The sequence below is a fragment of the Aeromonas sp. XH genome (assembly GCF_033348475.1).
GTDB lineage: Bacteria > Pseudomonadota > Gammaproteobacteria > Enterobacterales > Aeromonadaceae > Aeromonas > Aeromonas sanarellii.
Window position 1 is genome coordinate 3,476,941 of the sequence record NZ_CP137630.1, and the last position, 18,060, is coordinate 3,495,000.

Sequence of the window (18,060 nt, forward strand, 5' to 3'; positions counted from 1 at the left end):
TGCACGCACCGAACTTAGGAAGAGGGAAGTCACATGTCAGATCGAGTCATCATATTCGATACCACCTTGCGTGATGGCGAGCAGGCGCTGTCGGCCAGCTTGACGGTCAAGGAGAAGCTGCAGATTGCCCAGGCGCTGGAACGGCTCGGTGTCGACATCATGGAAGTGGGTTTCCCCGTCTCCTCCCCCGGCGATTTTCAATCGGTGCAAACCATAGCCCGCCACATCAAGAACAGCCGGGTCTGCGCCCTGGCTCGCGCCCTGCAAAAAGACATCGACGCCGCCGGCGAGGCCTTGAAAGTGGCCGAGGCGTTTCGCATCCACACCTTTATCTCCACCTCCTCCATCCACGTGGAGAGCAAGCTGAAGAAGAGCTTCGAGGACGTGCTGGAGATGGGGGTCGGCGCCATCAAGCACGCCCTGCGCTACACCGACGACGTGGAGTTCTCCTGCGAGGATGCGGGTCGTACACCGATTGACAACCTCTGCCGCATGGTGGAGGCCGCCATCAAGGCCGGCGCCCGCACCATCAACATTCCGGACACCGTGGGCTACACGGTGCCGACCGAATTTTCCGGCATCATCCACACCCTGTTCAACCGGGTACCCAACATCGACAAGGCCATCATCTCGGTGCACTGCCACGACGATCTGGGCCTCTCGGTGGCGAACTCCATCGGCGCCGTGCAGATGGGGGCCCGCCAGATCGAGTGCACCATCAACGGCATCGGCGAGCGGGCGGGCAACTGCTCCCTGGAAGAGGTGGCGATGATCCTGAAGACCCGCGCCGACCTGCTCGGGGTCCACACCAACATCCGCCACAGCGAGATCCACCGCACCAGCACGCTCGTCAGTCAAATTTGCAACATGCCGGTGCAGCCCAACAAGGCCATCGTCGGCGCCAACGCCTTCTCCCACAGCTCCGGCATCCATCAGGATGGGGTGCTCAAAGCAAAGAACACCTACGAAATCATCACCCCCGAGAGCATCGGTCTCACCCAGAACAACCTCAACATGACCTCCCGCTCCGGCCGCCACGTGATCAAGCACCGCATGGAGTCCATGGGCTACGCCGAGAGCAGCTACGACCTCGATGATCTCTACGGCAAGTTCCTGGTGCTGGCGGACAAGAAGGGCCAGGTGTTCGATTACGATCTCGAGGCGCTGGCCTTCTTCAGCCAGATCCACGAGGAGCCCGAGCACTTCAAGCTGGAGTACCTCGGGGTGCAGAGCGGCAGCTCGGTGCTGGCCACCGCCTCGGTGAAACTGAAGGTAGGCCAGGATCTGGTGTGCGAGGCGGCCACCGGCAACGGCCCGGTGGATGCGGTCTACCAGTGCATCAATCGCATCACCGGCTACGACATCCGCATCGACAAATACGAACTCAAGGGCAAGGGCGAGGGCAAGAACGCCCTCGGCCAGGTGGACATAGTCGCCGAGTACAAGGGGCGCAAGTTCCACGGCATGGGGCTGGCCACCGACATCATCGAATCCTCGGCCCAGGCCTTGGTCCACGTGATCAACAGCATCTGGCGCGCGGATCAGGTGGCCGAGCAGATGGAACGCAACCACACCATCAGATCGGAAACCGTCTGAGCCCGCCGCCGGACGAGATGACAGCACAACATCAAAGCGACAGCCGCCCGGGCAGCATCCGGGCCTCGCAGATGAAATGGAATAACACTATCAAGACGGAGAGAGTATGAGCAGTTATCGGATCGCGGTATTGCCGGGTGACGGCATTGGCCCGGAAGTGATGGCAGAGGCCATCAAGGTACTGGGAAAGGTGCAGACCAAATTCGGCTTCTCCCTCGACTATGACCGTCACGACGTGGGTGGCATCGCCATCGACAATCACGGCACACCGCTGCCCCAGAGCACGATCAAAGGCTGCGAAGCGGCCGATGCGGTGCTGTTCGGGTCGGTGGGCGGCCCCAAGTGGGAGCACCTGCCCCCCAACGATCAGCCGGAGCGCGGTGCCCTGCTGCCCCTGCGTGCCCACTTCAAACTGTTCTGCAACCTGCGCCCGGCCCGCATCTACACAGGTCTGGAGCAGTTCTCCCCCCTGCGTGCCGACATCTCGGATCGCGGCTTCGACATCGCCTGCGTGCGCGAGCTGACCGGCGGCATCTACTTCGGCCAGCCCAAGGGGCGCGAGGGTGAAGGGGCCACCGAGAAAGCCTTCGACACCGAGGTGTACCACCGCTTCGAGATCGAGCGCATCGCCAAGATAGCGTTTGAATCGGCCCGGGTGCGCAAGGCCAGGGTCACCTCCATCGACAAGGCCAACGTGCTCGCCTCCTCCATCCTGTGGCGCGAGGTGGTAAACGAGGTCGCCAAGGGTTATCCCGACGTCGAACTGAACCATATGTATATCGACAACGCCACCATGCAGCTCATCAAGGATCCGTCCCAGTTCGACGTGCTGCTCTGCTCCAACCTGTTCGGTGACATCCTCTCCGACGAGTGCGCCATGATCACCGGCTCCATGGGCCTGCTCCCCTCCGCCAGCCTGAACGAATCCGGCTTCGGCCTGTTCGAGCCGGCCGGCGGCTCCGCCCCGGACATCGCCGGCAAGGGGATCGCAAACCCCATCGCCCAGATCCTCTCCGCCGCCCTGATGCTGCGCTACAGCCTCGGCCAGGAGGCCGCCGCCCAGGCCATCGAGCAGGCCGTGGCCCAGACGCTGGCAGAAGGTTACTTCACCGCCGACCTGCACCAGGCGAGCGCCAAGCACCCGGTGCAGAGCACCGCCGACATGGGCAGCCAGATCGCCGCGCGCATCTGACGCCACCAGATAACAAGGAAGAGAGCAATGTCCAAGACCCTCTATCAGAAAGTGTTCGACGCCCACGTGGTGCGGGAAGTGGAAGGGGAAACCCCCCTCATCTACATCGACCGCCACCTGGTGCATGAAGTGACCAGCCCGCAGGCGTTCGACGGCCTGCGGGCCATGAACCGCCGGCTGCGTCGCCCGGATCTGACCTGGGCCACCATGGATCACAACGTCTCCACCACCACCAAGGACATCGCCGCCTCCGGCGAGATGGCCCGCATCCAGATGGAGACCTTGGCCGCCAACTGCAAGGAGTTCGGGGTCCGGCTCTATGACCTGAACCACAAATACCAGGGCATAGTCCACGTGATGGGTCCCGAGCTCGGCATCACCTTGCCCGGCACCACCATCGTCTGCGGTGACTCCCACACCGCCACCCACGGCGCCTTCGGGTCGCTCGCGTTCGGCATCGGCACCTCCGAAGTGGAGCACGTGATGGCCACCCAGACCCTGAAACAGGGTCGCGCCAGGACCATGCGGATCTCGGTCAACGGCAAGCTGGCCGAAGGCATCAGCGCCAAGGATGTGGTGCTGGCCATTATCGGCAAGGTCGGCCACGCTGGCGGGACCGGCTATGTGGTGGAGTTCGCCGGTGAGGCCATCGAAGGGCTCACCATGGAAGGGCGCATGACGGTGTGCAACATGGCCATCGAGCTCGGCGCCAAGGCAGGGATGATTGCCCCCGACCAGACCACCATCGACTACATCCGCGGCAAGGAGTTCGCTCCCAAGGGCGAGGTGCTGGAGCAGGCCATCGCCTACTGGCAAACCCTCAAGAGCGATGCCGATGCCAAGTTCGACGCCGAAGTGGTGCTGGACGCCGCCGACATCGCCCCTCAGGTCACCTGGGGCACCAACCCGGGCCAGGTCATCGCCGTCAATGAGCCCATCCCGGCGCCGGAATCCTTCACCGACCCGGTAGAGCAGCAGTCCGCCCGCAAGGCCCTCGCCTACATGGACCTGCAACCAGGCCAGAAGCTCTCCGACGTCGCCATCGACAAGGTGTTCATCGGTTCGTGCACCAACAGCCGCATCGAGGATCTGCGCGCTGCCGCCGCCATCGCCCGTGGCCGCAAGGTCGCCGCCGGGGTACAGGCCCTGGTGGTGCCGGGCTCCGAGCAGGTGAAGGCCCAGGCCGAAGCCGAGGGGCTGGACAAGATCTTCATCGAGGCAGGCTTTGAGTGGCGTTTGCCCGGCTGCTCCATGTGTCTGGCCATGAACAACGACCGGCTGCAACCGGGGGAGCGCTGCGCCTCCACCAGCAACCGCAACTTCGAAGGGCGCCAGGGCCGCGCCGGCCGCACCCACCTGGTGAGCCCGGCCATGGCTGCCGCCGCCGCCGTCACCGGCCGTTTCGCCGACATTCGCGCGCTGTAAGAGGGGTTGAGGATGAAAGCATTCAAACAACACGGACGGCCCTTCGCCGTCACCGACATCATCTTCGCCGACATTCGTGCACTGTAAGAGGGAACGTACATGACAGGTTTCAAACAGCATAAAGGGATCGTCGTCCCCCTCGACAGCGCCAACGTCGACACCGACGCCATCATTCCCAAGCAGTTCCTGCAGAAGGTGAACCGCATCGGCTTTGGCAAGCACCTGTTCCACGACTGGCGCTTCCTGGACGATGCAGGGGAGCAGCCCAACCCCGAGTTCGTGCTGAACCAGCCGCAATTCGCCGGTGCCAGCATCCTGCTGGCCCGCGAGAACTTCGGCTGCGGCTCGAGCCGCGAGCACGCCCCCTGGGCGCTGGCGGACTACGGCTTCAAGACCATGATCGCCCCGAGCTTTGCCGACATCTTCTACGGCAACGCCATCAACAACGGCATGGTGCCGGTGCGTCTGAAGGAGGAGGAGGTCGAGGCCCTGTTCCAGCTCGTCGCCGCCCAACCGGGCATCGAGATCGAAGTGGATCTGGAGGCCAACCAGGTGCGCGCAGGCAGCCTCACGTTCGGCTTCGAGATCGACGAGTTCCGCCGCTACTGCCTGCTCAACGGGCTGGATGCCATCGGCCTGACCCTGCAGCACGAGGCCGCCATCAGTGCCTTCGAGGCGAAGCAGCCGAGCTGGATCTGACGGGCTCAAGACCGGCATAAGTGCCTTCGTGACAAGGTGAGACAACCGAACGGGACCTGACGCACCCGGTGCCATAAAACGAGTAGAATCCACAGGGAGCCCAGGCTCCCTGTTCTATTTTCCACCCCGCCACTGGGGTTCACCGCTCAGGAAGGCATGATGAAGAGACGCCCCCTCCCCCTGCTGCTCAGCCTGCTGCTTGCCCTGCCGGCCAGAGCAGGACAGACCCATTTTGGCAACAATGGGGGCCTGCTCAGCGTCGACTGGCAGGACAGGGAGGGCCAGGCGCAGCAGCTCGGTTACCGGCTGGAGCCGGGCAAGCTGCCACCCCTCATCGCCTATCGCCCGGCCCGCATGCAGGAGGAAGTGTTGCAGCGCCTGCTGCAACAGGCCGCCACCGAATTTCCCGAGGTGCAGTTCTCCCTCGTCCGCCCCGGCATGACCCTGAGCCTCAAGAGCCGCAACGCCGACAAGGCGAGGGAAGCCTCCCAATGGGTCAAGCCGGAGCAGGCCAGGCTGGAGCAGGAGTGGCTCAAGCAACACTATTTCCAGCCGTTCACCACTCCCGACGGCGCCCCCGCCATCAAGCAGGATCATGTGCGCATCGCCCTGGAGAGCCGGTCCGAGCTGGCGCCGCTCGCCGATCAGCTCAAGCAGCAGGGCACCACGGAGACCGAGGCGCGCCAGAAGACGGTGGTGTACATCCTCGACTTCATCCAGGCCATTCCCTATCAGCTGCTCGACAGCCAGTCGGGGCGCTCGGGCAAGGGCTTTTTAAGCCCGCGCCAGGTGCTGGAGCAGAACCGGGGGGATTGCGACAGCAAGGTGACCCTGATGGCCGCCCTGCTTGCCCAGCTCTTCCCCGAACTGAAGCAGGCCATGGTGTTCGTGCCGGGTCATGCCCTGCTGGGGGTGGCCCTGCCGGCCGGGCCCGGGGATGCCACCCTGAGCCACGAGGGTGAAACCTATCTGCTGATGGAGCCGACCGGCCCGGCCCAGCTCCCCATGGGCCAGCTCGCCCCCGCCAGCCGGGTTCTGGTCGACAGCGGGCAGCTGAGCGTACAGCCGGTGCTGGCCAGCCAGTGAGGCATCTGCCCGCGGGCATTGACGTTAACAGGGGAAACCGGCCAGCACGGGGTTGGCCGATGACGGGGGCAGGATGAGGCAGGCGCCTCAGGCCAGGGATTGGAACTCCAGGGCCAGCAGGAGGCCATCCTCCTCCTCCAGCACCCGCACGATGCGGGCCTGGGCCTCGAAGGGGGGCAGCAGGTTGCTGCTGGTGGCCAGGCTCACCCGGATGGGCTGCTCCGGATCGAACCCGTGTTCATTCACCTCGACGCCCATGCCGTTGGCGCTGAGATCCCGGCAGATCCCCTCCAGCACCTGTTCATGCTGGAACAGGGTGACGGGGGCATTGATGACCATGCGCTGGAAGGCTCGTCTTTCCTTGGTGCTGGTAATCACTTGGGGCTTCCTCCTCGGTGGTGGCGCGCACGATGCGGCCCGTGAAACATAGTGCTGGCCTCCCCCCAGGAACGCCAATACAATGCGGAGTGTTGCTCAAACGGGGTGCGGTTTACCGCTGAGATTATACCCGTGAACCTGATCCAGATAATGCTGGCGGAGGAATTTGAGGCATGGCGCGCGTTTTTGCGCCCTCATCCGCTGGCCCTCACCACACGAGACGTGCCATCGATGAGCAGCCCGCTGCCCATGGCACCTCAGGACCCACAGGAGTGCCATTGATGAAGACCTTGCTGTTGCTCGCCACCGGCCTGCTCTCTGCCCAGGCGTTTGCCGCCGACACCCTCACCGTCTACACCTACGGCTCCTTCGCCGCCGAATGGGGACCGGGTCCCAAGATCAAGCCAGCGTTCGAGAAGGAGTGCGGCTGTACCCTCAACCTGGTGGCGCTGGAAGACGGCGTCGCCATCCTCAACCGGCTGCGGCTGGAAGGGCAGCACAGCAAGGCCGACCTGGTGCTGGGGCTGGACGATGCCCTCATCAGCGAAGCCAAGCAGAGCGGCCTGTTCGCCCCCCACAAGACCGAACTCGCCACCCTCAAGGTGCCCGGTGGCTGGCAGGACGACATCTTCGTCCCCTATGACTACGGCTACTTCGCCTTCGTCTACGACGGCGGCAAGCTCAAGCAGCCTCCCAAGAGCCTGAAGGAGCTGGTGGAGCGCCCCGATCTCAAGGTGATCTACCAGGATCCCCGCACCTCCACCCCGGGTCAGGGGCTGATGCTGTGGATGAAGTCCGTCTATGGCGACCAGGCACCCGCCGCCTGGGCGCAGCTGGCCAAGAAGACAGTCACCGTCACCAAGGGGTGGTCCGAGGCCTACGGCATGTTCCTCGATGGCGAGGCGGACATGGTGCTCTCCTACACCACCTCCCCCGCCTATCACCTGATCGCCGAGAACAAGCCCCAGTACCGGGCTGCCGCGTTCGAGGAGGGGCACTATCGCCAGGTGGAGGTAGCCGCCAAGCTCAAGGGCACCAAACAGGACAAGCTGGCGGACCAGTTCCTGCAGTTCATGGTCAGCCCCGCCTTCCAGAACGAGATCCCCTCCGGCAACTGGATGTATCCGGTGACAGACGTGGCGCTGCCCAAGGGTTTCGAGCAAATGATCACCGTTACCAGGCCGCTCGCCTTCACTGCCGATGAGGTGGCCGCCAACCGCAAGGGGTGGATCCGCGAATGGCTGCAAGCCGTCACCCAGTGAGACCTCACGCTCGCCCGCTCTGGTGGCTGCCCGGCAGTGCGGCCACCAGCCTGATCCTGCTGTTGTCTCTGGGGCCGCTCGTGGCCCTGCTGTGGCAGGCCGGCACCCTGTCGCCCCGCACCCTGATGGCCGATCCCTACCTGCGCCACGTGCTGGGCTTCAGCCTCTGGCAGGCCCTGCTCTCCACCCTGCTGAGCTTAGGTATCGCCATCCCGGTGGCGCGAGCCCTGGCGCGGCGCCGTTTTCGCGGCCGCCGCCTGCTGCTGAAATTGTTCGGCCTCTCCCTGGTGCTGCCCGTCATCATCGCCATCTTCGGCATGGTGGCGGTACACGGCCGCCAGGGGTGGCTGCCGCAACTGCTGCAGGGCCTGGGCCTGGATCCAGGCAACTATCTGTACGGCCTGTTCGGCATACTGCTGGCCCACGTTTTCTTCAACATGCCGCTGGCCGCACGTCTCATCCTGCAGAGCATAGAGAGCATCCCCGAGTCATCCTGGCGCCTCGCCAGCCAGCTCGGCATGCGCTCCTCACATATCTTCCGCCTGCTGGAGTGGCCGCTCATCCGCGCCATACTGCCGGGGCTGGCCAGCCTCATCTTCATGCTCTGCTTCACCAGCTTCACCACAGTGCTGGCCCTCGGCGGCGGTCCCAAGTCCACCACCCTGGAGGTGGCCGTCTACCAGGCCCTGCGCTTTGACTTCGATCTCGCCACCGCCGGCGGACTCGCCCTGGTGCAGCTGCTGCTGACCCTGGTCCTGCTCCTGCTGCAGCACAAGTTGCAGACCACCCCGGCCAGCCGGAGCGAGAGTCGCCGCCCCTGCCTGAGGCCGGATCGCCACCAGGCGGGCACCCTCTGGGTGGATCTGGCCGCGCTCGGCCTCGGCCTTGCCATCTTCCTGCCGCCGCTGCTGGCCATCGTCGTCGCCGGGTTCAATCCCGGCCTGCTGACGGCGCTGGGGTCACACCAGCTGTGGCAGGCGGGGGGCCAGTCGCTCATGCTCGCCCTCGCCGCCGGCTCCCTGGCGACCCTGCTCGGCGCCGGCCTGCTGATCACCAGCCGTCACCTGAGGGTGCGGGATCGCAAGCGGCGGGCCGCCGCCCTGTGGGAGGCCAGCGGCTCCATGATCCTGATGATCCCGGCGGTGGTGCTCTCCACGGGCCTCTTTATCCTGTTTATGCCGTTCACCGATGTCTTCGCCCTGGGACCCTGGCTGGTGGTGCTGGTCAACGCCCTGATGGCGCTGCCCTATGTGCTGCGTACCTTGAGCGCCCCCATGCAGCTGGTGGTGCGCCAGTACGATCGGCTGGCGGACAGCCTGGGGGTGCGCGGCCTGCATCGCCTGCGTCTGGTGGAGTGGCCCCTGCTGCGCCGTCCGCTGGCGCTCGCCATGGCCCTCTCGATGATACTGTCCCTCGGGGATCTAGGCGCCATCGCCATGTTCGGCAGCCAGACCCTCACCACCCTGCCCTGGCTGCTCTACCAGCAGCTCGGCAGCTACCGGCTGACCGAGGCGGCCGCCACCGCCCTGCTGCTGCTCACCCTCTGCTTCTCCCTGTTCTGGCTGGTGGAGCGGGGGCTAGGAGGAAGAAATGTCGATCATTGATACCCAGTCCCGTGTTCCCATGTCTTACGTTCTGGCTGGTGGAACGAAAGACGGGAGGAAAGCATGCTGATCATTGACGAGCTGATCACCAGCTACCCGGATTGGCGGGTCAGCTTTACCGCCACCCTGCCCAGGGGAGAGATCACCGCCCTCATCGGTCCGAGCGGCGCCGGCAAGTCCACCCTGCTCGGTATGATAGCGGGCTTCGTCCCGGTGGAGTCCGGCACCCTCGCCTTCGATGGCCAGGATCTGCTGCCGCTCGGCCCCGCCGAGCGCCCGGTCACCACCCTGTTCCAGGATCACAACCTCTTCCTGCACCTGTCGGTATTCGACAATATCGCTATCGGCCTGCACCCCGGCCTGCGGCTGAGTGCCGCCCAGCGGGCACAGGTGATCGATGCGGCCGGACGGGTCGGTCTTGGCGAGATGCTGAGCCGCCTGCCTGAGCAGCTCTCCGGCGGCCAGCAGCAGCGGGTCGGGCTTGCCCGCGCCCTGGTGCGGGGCAAGCCCCTGCTGCTGCTGGACGAGCCCTTCTCGGCGCTCGATCCCGCCCTGCGCCGGGAGATGCTGGCGGAAGTCGCCCGTCTCGCCTGCGAGCAGGGCATCACGGTGCTGATGGTGTCCCACAACCCTGAGGATGCCCAGCTGATTGCCGATCAGGTACTGTTCGTGGACGAGGGGCGCATCGCCTTGCAGGGGACTCCAGACATACTGCAAAACAGCGATCACCCGGGGCTGCTGCGCTACCTAGGTCGCGCGCAGGGATAACGAGGCCAAGGGGATCAAAAAAGGGGAAGCCGGACGGCTTCCCCTTTCTCATGCAGAGATTACGTTAAATCAGAGATTTTCCTCGGCGAAGGAGGCGAGCCGGCTGCGCACCACCCCGTTCAGGAAGATGTTGGCACTGCCGTCGAAGTCCTTGAAACGCTCGACTATGTAGGTGAGACCCGAGGTCACCGGGCTCAGGTAGTTGGAGTCGATCTGGGCCAGGTTGCCGGAGCAGACGATCTTGGTCCCCTCGCCGCAGCGGGTGATGATGGTCTTGATCTGGGACGCGGTCAGGTTCTGGCACTCGTCCAGCAGCACGAAGGTGTTCTGGATGCTGCGCCCGCGCATGAAGTTGACCGATTTGAACTGGATATTGGCCTTCTCCATGATGTAACTCAGGGACCCGCTCATGTTCTCGTCCTGCTTGTGCAGCACTTCCAGGGTGTCGGTCACCGCCGCCAGCCAGGGCATCATCTTCTCCTCCTCGGTGCCGGGCAGGAAGCCGATACTCTCGGCGATCTCCGGGGTATTGCGGGTGACGATCACCTTCTCGTAGATCCCCTTCTCGATCACCAGCTCAAGGGCCGCCGCCATGGCGAGCAGGGTCTTGCCGCAGCCTGCCGGGCCGGTCAGGATCACCAGGTCGATGTGCGGATCCAGCAGGGCATCCAGCGCCATGCCCTGATAGACGTTCTTGGGGTGCACCCCCCAGGCCTTGCGGGACATCAACCGCTCGCGGCCGAGATCTTTCAGGCGGATCTTGTTGCCGTCGTGGCTCAGCACCCTGGCTGCAAAGAAGTTCTCCTCGTCCAGCAGGTACTGGTTGACGTGCACGCCCTCCAGCAGATTGGCGTCGATGACGTGGACCGTATCGCGACCATGGGTCTCGCTGTCGCACTCGCCGACCCGCTCCCAGAAGCTGCCGGGCACCACCTGGAAGCCCTTGGCCAGCAGACGGATGTCATCGATCAGCTGGTCGCTGCGATAGTCCTCCACATGGGCAAGTCCCGCCCCCTTGGCCTTGAGGCGCATGTTGATGTCTTTGGTGACCAGCACCACCTGGCGCTTCATCTCGTGTTTTTGCAGGTAGAGGGCGGCGTTGATGATGCGGTTGTCCGCCTCCTTGTCGGTGAACACCTCGGCATCCTGGGGCAGATGGTGATCGCTGAAGATGGAGATATGGCCGCTCGCCTCACCGGCCAGCGCTACCCCTTGCACTATTTGCTCGGGGGTCGCGTCACGGAATACGTCCTCCAGCGCGCGGATGGCGATGCGGGCATCGCGGCTGACGTCCTTGTGGCGATCCTTTATGTTGTCGAGCTCTTCCAGCACCGTCATGGGGATGAGCACGTCGTGCTCTTTGAAGGAGTAGATGGCGAGGGGTTCGTGAAGCAGAACGTTGGTATCCAGGATAAACAGCTTTCGGTCCGTGTTGTCCATAAGCATCCTCCTTGGCACTGAAGGTGCCACGTGTGTGAATCTCAGATGTCATTGAAACCACACGGCCGTGACAGTTTTATTACCCCCAACGCTACGCCCGAATTTACCAGCACGCAACAAATCGCTGCCGCCATAGGCGTCGTTCGAACATAAAAGCGGCAATGAAAAGGCCGGCATTGCGCCGGCCTTCTCTCGCTGTCAGCGGCTCAACCGCACTTGGAATCGCCGCAGTTGAGGCAGGTCATGCAGCCATCCTTCAGCACCAGCGCCTTGGTGTGGCACTTGTAGCAGAGCGCCGCACCGGGCGGGAAACCGCTGCCCGCCTGCTGTTCTTCTGCCTGTTGCTGTGCCTGCAGTTCCGCCTGCTTCTCGGCCAGAAACGCCTGCTGGTGCTCGTCCAGCCCGGGCACCTTGAGCATGCCGATCTCGGTGAGGTGGGTTTCGATCACGTTGCCAATCTCGGCAATCAGCGACGGCACGTACTTGCCCTTGTTCCAGTAGCCCCCCTTGGGATCGAACACGGACCTCAGCTCCTCCACCAGGAAGGTGACATCCCCCCCCTTGCGAAACACCGCCGAGATGATGCGGGTCAGCGCCACTATCCACTGGTAGTGTTCCAGGCTCTTGGAGTTGATGAAGATCTCGAACGGACGGCGCGTCTCGTGCACCGTGCCCTCGTTGAGAATGATGTCGTTGATGGTGATGAACAGCGAGTGCTCGGAGACATGCTCCGGCGTCTTCAGCTTGTAGGTGGTGCCCATCAGCCGCTCAGGGCGCAGCACCGTCTCGTGCATATGCACCACGTCATCCTTGGGGGCCGGCGCTTCTTGCGGCTCATCCCTGGTTTTCACCTTGTAGGCGACGATTTTCCTGTCGATCTTCTTGACCATGTGTCGTTCTCAGAATTTGCCGTAATAGCCTTCTTTCAAGGCGTCGTAGAGGTTGGCGGCGGTGTGCAGCTCGCCATCGTATTCGATCTCTTCGTTCCCTTTCGCCGTGATGACGGAGCCATCCTCCAGGGTGAACTCGTACTGAGTGTTCTCCAGATCCTGCTCCTTCACCAGCACCCCCTGGAAGGCCTCGGGGTTGAAGCGGAAGGTGGTGCAGCCCTTGAGGCCCGAGTCCGAGGCATAGAGATAGATATCCTTGAACTGCTCGAACGGGAAATCGGTCGGCACGTTGGCGGTCTTGGAGATGGAGGAGTCAATCCAGCGCTGGGCGGCGGCCTGGATGTCCACGTGCCCGGTCGGGCTGATGTCGTCGGCGGTGATGAAGTAATCCGGCAACCGGCTCCCCTCATCCTCCCCATAGGGCATGGCCCCCGGGTTCACCAGCTCGCGATAGGCGAGCAGCTCAAAGGAGTAGACGTCCACACTCTCCTTGCTCTTCTTGCCCGGCTTGATGACGTTGCGGCTGTAGTGGTGGGCGAAGCTCGGCTCTATGCCGTTGCTGGCGTTGTTGGCCAGCGACAGGGAAATGGTTCCGGTCGGCGCTATGCTGCTGTGGTGGGTGAAACGCCCGCCCACCTCGGCCAGCTCGGCCACCAGGGCGGGATCCACCTCGGCCACCTGCTGCATGTAGCGGCTGTAGCGGGCGTGCAGCACCTTGCCCTTCACCTTGTCGCCGAGCTTGATGCCGTCCGCCGCCATCTCGGGGCGCAGGCGCAGCATCTTGCCGGTCACCTCGAACTCCTGCTCCATGATGGGCGCCGGGCCCTTCTCCTTCGCCAGACGCAGAGACTCCTGCCAGCCGGTCATGGCCAGCTCCTGGGAGACCTGCTCGGTGAAGGCGATGGAAGCCGCGGAGCCGTATGTGAGCCGCAGCATGGTGAGGGTCGAGCCCAGGCCGAGGAAGCCCATGCCATGGCGGCGCTTGCTGAGGATCTCCTCGCGTTGCTGAGGCAAGGGCAGCTGGTTGATCTCCACCACGTTGTCGAGCATGCGGGTGAAGATGGCCACCACCTTGCGAAACGCGGGCCAGTCGAAGGCTGCCTGTTCGGTAAAGGGGTCACGCACGAAGGTGGTCAGATTGACCGAGCCGAGCAGACAGGCGCCATAGGGCGGCAGGGGCTGTTCGCCGCAGGGGTTGGTGGCACGGATCTCCTCGCAGAACCAGTTGTTGTTCATCTCGTTGACCTTGTCGATCAGGATGAAGCCGGGCTCCGCATAGTCGTAGGTGGAGGTCATGATGACGTTCCAGAGCTTGCGCGCAGGCAGGGTCTTGTAGACCTTGCAGGCCACCTGGCCCAGCTCGTTGATGACCACCCCCTCCTTGTTGGGCCAGTCCGCCCAGATCACTCTCGCGGGGTCATCCAGCGCGATGCCGTCCTGCTCCACCTCCTTGGCGGTGTAGGGGAAGATCAGTTGCCAGGGGGCATCCGCCTTCACCGCGTTCACGAACTCTTCGGTGATGAGCAGGGAGAGGTTGAACTGGCGCAGGCGACCATCCTCCCGCTTGGCCTGGATGAATTCGACCACGTCGGGATGACGGATATCCATGGTGCCCATCTGGGCGCCACGACGACCACCGGCAGAGGAGACGGTGAAACACATCTTGTCGTAGATATCCATGAAGGAGAGCGGCCCCGAGGTATAGGCCCCCGCTCCCGAGACGAAGGCTCCGCGCGGTCGCAGGGTCGAGAAGTCGTAACCGATGCCGCAACCCGCCTTCAGGGTCAGCCCCGCCTCGTGCACCTTGCCGAGAATATCGTCCATCGAATCTTCAATGGTGCCGGACACGGTGCAGTTGATGGTGGAGGTCGCCGGCTTGTGCTCGAAGGCGCCGGCGTTGGAGGTGATGCGGCCCGCCGGGATGGCGCCGTTGCGCAGGGCCCAGAGAAAGGGCTCATACCAGGCGTCAGGTTCACGCTCTTGCGCCGCCAAGGCACGGGCGACCCGCTGGTAGGTCTCGTCGATGGAGCCGTCGATGGGCGTACCGTCCTTGCTCTTGAGGCGATACTTGCTGTCCCAGATCTCGAGGGACGTCTCCTGCAGGGGGATCTGGCGGGCGGCGGTGACCCCCTCCAGCACAGGGATGGATTTGGCCATGTTCAATCAACCTCATATGAATGCAGCAGCATCTCGATGTCAAAAACACTACTAATAGTGAACATTTACACCACAAACACAATATATAGTAATTCTGTCGTGATAAGGGCGCAGATTCTATCCTAAAAAAATGCCCCGGCCAGCAGATTTCTGGGCCAGGGCATTCAACCGGTTCAATTCCCGAGAGATTTAACGCGAAGGGCTATCTCAGGGTTTCTTGACGTATACGCTCGGTGTCTCACCAGCCATATTCAGATAGAACTCGTAGACGCCATCCGCATCCGGTGAGAACTTCATGTCCTCATACTTGGAGCACGGGTTGACCGGTACAGGTTCCCCGCCGAGCACGGCAACGCCATCGCTCGGGCTCTTGTAACCGAAGTTGGTGCCGCAGCTCCAGCCGGAGTCGGCAAACTTGAACTTGTAAGGAGCCCACTCTTTCTTGAGTGTGCCCTTGGCCATGTAGAGCTTGTCGGCAACCTTGACCACCTTGCTCTCATCGGTCGCCATCCAGTCGTTCATCTCACCACGAAGGTAGATGGACTTGCCGCCGAAGTCGCTGTTGTCCGCCGCTGCCTGCTCTGCACCACCATTGGATGCGCAACCGCCTAATACCAGGGTTCCCGCCGCCAGCATCATCGTTACTGTTCTTTTGAACATGTGTCCATTCCTCATATTATTGTGATTCCTTGGCCCAATCGAATGTGGGCAGACGAATTAAAGCAGAGCGGGACCGGCAAGAAAGGTAGGGGTATCACATTCTGTGCTTTTTATATCCAGCACACGGCGTCAATGGATAAATATCGAACAGAAAACCAGGTAGGTTATTGGATCGCAGATGGTACGCAGCAAGAGTGATGGGGAGTGCGAAGGGCCAAGACCAGCCAATCTGGCTGATTCTGAAACAATAAAAAACCCCGCTCAAATGAGCGGGGTTTTTCGTGTTGGGTGCCTGGCAGTGTCCTACTCTCGCATGGCGAATGCCACACTACCATCGGCGCTACAGCGTTTCACTTCTGAGTTCGGCATGGGGTCAGGTGGTTCCACTGCGCTATTGCCGCCAGGCAAATTCTTCAATCCAGAAAGCTGACGTGAATAACAACTCGGCTAGTTTGCTTTGTCATTACCACTGAATTTGTAAGTAGTTCATGCACTTGCTACAAGTCTTCGAACACTTCTTGGGTGTTGTATGGTTAAGCCTCACGGGTAATTAGTATGGGTTAGCTCAACACGTCGCCGCGCTTACACACCCCACCTATCAACGTTGTGGTCTCCAACGGCCCTTTAGGACCCTCAAGGGGTCAGGGATGACTCATCTCAGGGCTCGCTTCCCGCTTAGATGCTTTCAGCGGTTATCGATTCCGAACTTAGCTACCGGGCAGTGCCACTGGCGTGACAACCCGAACACCAGAGGTTCGTTCACTCCGGTCCTCTCGTACTAGGAGCAACTCCCTTCAATCATCCAACGCCCACGGCAGATAGGGACCGAACTGTCTCACGACGTTCTGAACCCAGCTCGCGTACCACTTTAAATGGCGAACAGCCATACCCTTGGGACCGACTTCAGCCCCAGGATGTGATGAGCCGACATCGAGGTGCCAAACACCGCCGTCGATATGAACTCTTGGGCGGTATCAGCCTGTTATCCCCGGAGTACCTTTTATCCGTTGAGCGATGGCCCTTCCATTCAGAACCACCGGATCACTATGACCTACTTTCGTACCTGCTCGACCTGTCCGTCTCGCAGTTAAGCTGGCTTATGCCATTGCACTAACCTCCTGATGTCCGACCAGGATTAGCCAACCTTCGTGCTCCTCCGTTACTCTTTGGGAGGAGACCGCCCCAGTCAAACTACCCACCAGGCACTGTCCGCGAGCCCGATTCAGGGCCCTGCGTTAGAACATCAAACATACAAGGGTGGTATTTCAAGGACGGCTCCAGCGCAACTGGCGTCACGCCTTCAAAGCCTCCCACCTATCCTACACATGTAGGTTCAATGTTCAGTGCCAAGCTGTAGTAAAGGTTCACGGGGTCTTTCCGTCTAGCCGCGGGTACACCGCATCTTCACGGCGAATTCGATTTCACTGAGTCTCGGGTGGAGACAGCATGGCCATGGTTACACCATTCGTGCAGGTCGGAACTTACCCGACAAGGAATTTCGCTACCTTAGGACCGTTATAGTTACGGCCGCCGTTTACCGGGGCTTCGATCAAGAGCTTCGCTTGCGCTAACCCCATCAATTAACCTTCCGGCACCGGGCAGGTGTCACACCCTATACGTCCACTTTCGTGTTTGCAGAGTGCTGTGTTTTTGATAAACAGTCCCAGCCATCTGGTCACTGCGACTCCCGTCAGCTCCATCCGCAAGGGACTTCACCAACAAGAGCGAACCTTCTCCCGAAGTTACGGTTCTATTTTGCCTAGTTCCTTCACCCGAGTTCTCTCAAGCGCCTTGGTATTCTCTACCCGACCACCTGTGTCGGTTTGGGGTACGATGACTTGTAATCTGAAGCTTAGAGGCTTTTCCTGGAAGCAGGGCATCAATGGCTTCCGCACCGTGGTGCGTTCGTCTCGTGTCTCAGTGTTGTGTCTCCGGATTTGCCTAGAAACACCACCTACGCACTTTCACCAGGACAACCGTCGCCTGGCCCACCTAGCCTTCTCCGTCCCCCCATCGCAATTACAAGTCGTGCAGGAATATTAACCTGCTTCCCATCGACTACGCCTTTCGGCCTCGCCTTAGGGGTCGACTCACCCTGCCCCGATTAACGTTGGACAGGAACCCTTGGTCTTCCGGCGAGGAGGCTTTTCACCCCCTTTATCGTTACTTACGTCAGCATTCGCACTTCTGATATCTCCAGCATGCCTCTCGACACACCTTCGCAGACTTACAGAACGCTCCCCTACCACTCACACTTAGTGTGAATCCGCGGCTTCGGTGCCTGGTTTGAGCCCCGTTACATCTTCCGCGCAGGCCGACTCGACTAGTGAGCTATTACGCTTTCTTTAAATGATGGCTGCTTCTAAGCCAACATCCTAGCTGTCTGAGCCTTCCCACATCGTTTCCCACTTAACCAGAACTTTGGGACCTTAGCCGGCGGTCTGGGTTGTTTCCCTCTTCACGACGGACGTTAGCACCCGCCGTGTGTCTCCCGGATAGTACTTACTGGTATTCGGAGTTTGCATGGGGTTGGTAAGTCGGGATGACCCCCTAGCCCAAACAGTGCTCTACCCCCAGTAGTATTCGTCCGAGGCGCTACCTAAATAGCTTTCGGGGAGAACCAGCTATCTCCGAGTTTGATTGGCCTTTCACCCCCAGCCACAGGTCATCCCCTAACTTTGCAACGTTAGTGGGTTCGGTCCTCCAGTTGATGTTACTCAACCTTCAACCTGCCCATGGCTAGATCACCCGGTTTCGGGTCTACACCTTGCAACTAGACGCCCAGTTAAGACTCGGTTTCCCTACGGCTCCCCTATACGGTTAACCTCGCTACAAAATGTAAGTCGCTGACCCATTATACAAAAGGTACGCAGTCACCCCGAAGGGCTCCCACTGCTTGTACG

At 61.7% G+C, this 18,060-nt stretch carries 13 protein-coding genes, 2 rRNA genes and 1 riboswitch (1 of these 16 only partly in view); of the genes, 8 read left to right on the forward strand and 7 right to left on the reverse strand.

Annotated elements, in window-relative coordinates; all coding sequences use genetic code 11:
* Window positions 1–33 precede the first annotated feature (33 nt).
* The 5 genes from leuA to R2B70_RS15965 all read left to right on the forward strand — a co-directional run bounded on the left by leuA (window position 34) and on the right by R2B70_RS15965 (window position 5,998).
* Window positions 34–1,596: a 2-isopropylmalate synthase gene (gene leuA, locus R2B70_RS15945; RefSeq protein ID WP_318161960.1), complete on the forward strand. Its 1,563-nt coding sequence runs from the start codon at window positions 34–36 to the stop codon at window positions 1,594–1,596.
* Window positions 1,597–1,702: 106 nt separating this feature from the next.
* Entirely contained in the window at window positions 1,703–2,788 is a 1,086-nt protein-coding gene (gene leuB, locus R2B70_RS15950) for a 3-isopropylmalate dehydrogenase (protein ID WP_318161961.1), read from the forward strand.
* Between the two features lie 27 nt (window positions 2,789–2,815).
* Window positions 2,816–4,213, forward strand: a complete 1,398-nt coding sequence (leuC, locus tag R2B70_RS15955; RefSeq protein WP_318161962.1) for a 3-isopropylmalate dehydratase large subunit — start codon at window positions 2,816–2,818, stop codon at window positions 4,211–4,213.
* A 99-nt stretch (window positions 4,214–4,312) separates the two neighbouring features.
* The gene (gene leuD, locus R2B70_RS15960) at window positions 4,313–4,912 is read left to right on the forward strand and encodes a 3-isopropylmalate dehydratase small subunit (RefSeq protein ID WP_318161963.1); all 600 of its coding nucleotides are present in this window, start codon (window positions 4,313–4,315) and stop codon (window positions 4,910–4,912) included.
* Window positions 4,913–5,068: 156 nt separating this feature from the next.
* Window positions 5,069–5,998 (forward strand): transglutaminase domain-containing protein, encoded by a 930-nt coding sequence (locus R2B70_RS15965; protein ID WP_318161964.1) that lies wholly within the window; start codon window positions 5,069–5,071, stop codon window positions 5,996–5,998.
* 87 nt (window positions 5,999–6,085) lie between these two features.
* Here R2B70_RS15965 and R2B70_RS15970 read toward each other — a convergent pair whose 3' ends face one another.
* Complete coding sequence (locus R2B70_RS15970) at window positions 6,086–6,376, reverse strand: PilZ domain-containing protein (RefSeq protein WP_042078273.1); 291 nt, start codon at window positions 6,374–6,376, stop codon at window positions 6,086–6,088.
* A 91-nt stretch (window positions 6,377–6,467) separates the two neighbouring features.
* A riboswitch (TPP riboswitch) is annotated at window positions 6,468–6,558 on the forward strand.
* Window positions 6,559–6,657: 99 nt separating this feature from the next.
* Between R2B70_RS15970 and thiB the strand changes: the two genes are divergently transcribed.
* The 3 genes from thiB (at window position 6,658) to thiQ (ending at window position 10,010) form a co-directional block, all read left to right on the forward strand.
* Entirely contained in the window at window positions 6,658–7,638 is a 981-nt protein-coding gene (gene thiB, locus R2B70_RS15975) for a thiamine ABC transporter substrate binding subunit (protein ID WP_318161965.1), read from the forward strand.
* Window positions 7,614–9,242 (forward strand): thiamine/thiamine pyrophosphate ABC transporter permease, encoded by a 1,629-nt coding sequence (thiP, locus tag R2B70_RS15980; protein ID WP_318161966.1) that lies wholly within the window; start codon window positions 7,614–7,616, stop codon window positions 9,240–9,242. The genes thiB and thiP overlap by 25 nt, the downstream gene beginning before the upstream one ends.
* A 63-nt stretch (window positions 9,243–9,305) precedes the next feature.
* Window positions 9,306–10,010 (forward strand): thiamine ABC transporter ATP-binding protein, encoded by a 705-nt coding sequence (gene thiQ, locus R2B70_RS15985; protein WP_219142777.1) that lies wholly within the window; start codon window positions 9,306–9,308, stop codon window positions 10,008–10,010.
* A gap of 69 nt (window positions 10,011–10,079) precedes the next feature.
* Here the strand turns inward: thiQ and R2B70_RS15990 are convergent, their stop codons facing one another.
* From R2B70_RS15990 to R2B70_RS16015, 6 genes are all read right to left on the reverse strand, one after another.
* Window positions 10,080–11,450, reverse strand: coding sequence for a PhoH family protein (locus R2B70_RS15990; RefSeq protein WP_042078269.1), 1,371 nt, complete (start codon window positions 11,448–11,450; stop codon window positions 10,080–10,082).
* Between the two features lie 206 nt (window positions 11,451–11,656).
* Window positions 11,657–12,340 carry an NrdJb gene (locus tag R2B70_RS15995; protein WP_318161967.1) on the reverse strand — a complete coding sequence of 228 codons (684 nt, stop codon included), beginning with the start codon at window positions 12,338–12,340 and terminating at the stop codon, window positions 11,657–11,659.
* A 9-nt stretch (window positions 12,341–12,349) separates the two neighbouring features.
* Window positions 12,350–14,497 carry an adenosylcobalamin-dependent ribonucleoside-diphosphate reductase gene (locus R2B70_RS16000; protein ID WP_042078339.1) on the reverse strand — a complete coding sequence of 716 codons (2,148 nt, stop codon included), beginning with the start codon at window positions 14,495–14,497 and terminating at the stop codon, window positions 12,350–12,352.
* A gap of 207 nt (window positions 14,498–14,704) precedes the next feature.
* Window positions 14,705–15,157, reverse strand: a complete 453-nt coding sequence (locus R2B70_RS16005; protein ID WP_042078267.1) for a pullulanase — start codon at window positions 15,155–15,157, stop codon at window positions 14,705–14,707.
* A 290-nt stretch (window positions 15,158–15,447) separates the two neighbouring features.
* Window positions 15,448–15,562 (reverse strand): 5S ribosomal RNA (gene rrf, locus R2B70_RS16010).
* Window positions 15,563–15,686: 124 nt separating this feature from the next.
* Window positions 15,687–18,060: ribosomal RNA gene (locus tag R2B70_RS16015) — 23S ribosomal RNA — on the reverse strand; it runs 515 nt beyond the window's last position.

Bases quoted from the DNA above. Each gene is read 5' to 3' on its own strand.
- leuA (WP_318161960.1), top strand. From the start codon at position 34: ATGTCAGATCGAGTCATCATATTCGATACCACCTTGCGTGATGGCGAG.
- leuB (WP_318161961.1), top strand. From the start codon at position 1,703: ATGAGCAGTTATCGGATCGCGGTATTGCCGGGTGACGGCATTGGCCCG.
- leuC (WP_318161962.1), top strand. From the start codon at position 2,816: ATGTCCAAGACCCTCTATCAGAAAGTGTTCGACGCCCACGTGGTGCGG.
- leuD (WP_318161963.1), top strand. From the start codon at position 4,313: ATGACAGGTTTCAAACAGCATAAAGGGATCGTCGTCCCCCTCGACAGC.
- R2B70_RS15965 (WP_318161964.1), top strand. From the start codon at position 5,069: ATGATGAAGAGACGCCCCCTCCCCCTGCTGCTCAGCCTGCTGCTTGCC.
- thiB (WP_318161965.1), top strand. From the start codon at position 6,658: ATGAAGACCTTGCTGTTGCTCGCCACCGGCCTGCTCTCTGCCCAGGCG.
- thiP (WP_318161966.1), top strand. From the start codon at position 7,614: ATGGCTGCAAGCCGTCACCCAGTGAGACCTCACGCTCGCCCGCTCTGG.
- thiQ (WP_219142777.1), top strand. From the start codon at position 9,306: ATGCTGATCATTGACGAGCTGATCACCAGCTACCCGGATTGGCGGGTC.
- R2B70_RS15990 (WP_042078269.1), bottom strand. From the start codon at position 11,450: ATGGACAACACGGACCGAAAGCTGTTTATCCTGGATACCAACGTTCTG.
- R2B70_RS15995 (WP_318161967.1), bottom strand. From the start codon at position 12,340: ATGGTCAAGAAGATCGACAGGAAAATCGTCGCCTACAAGGTGAAAACC.
- R2B70_RS16000 (WP_042078339.1), bottom strand. From the start codon at position 14,497: ATGGCCAAATCCATCCCTGTGCTGGAGGGGGTCACCGCCGCCCGCCAG.
- R2B70_RS16005 (WP_042078267.1), bottom strand. From the start codon at position 15,157: ATGTTCAAAAGAACAGTAACGATGATGCTGGCGGCGGGAACCCTGGTA.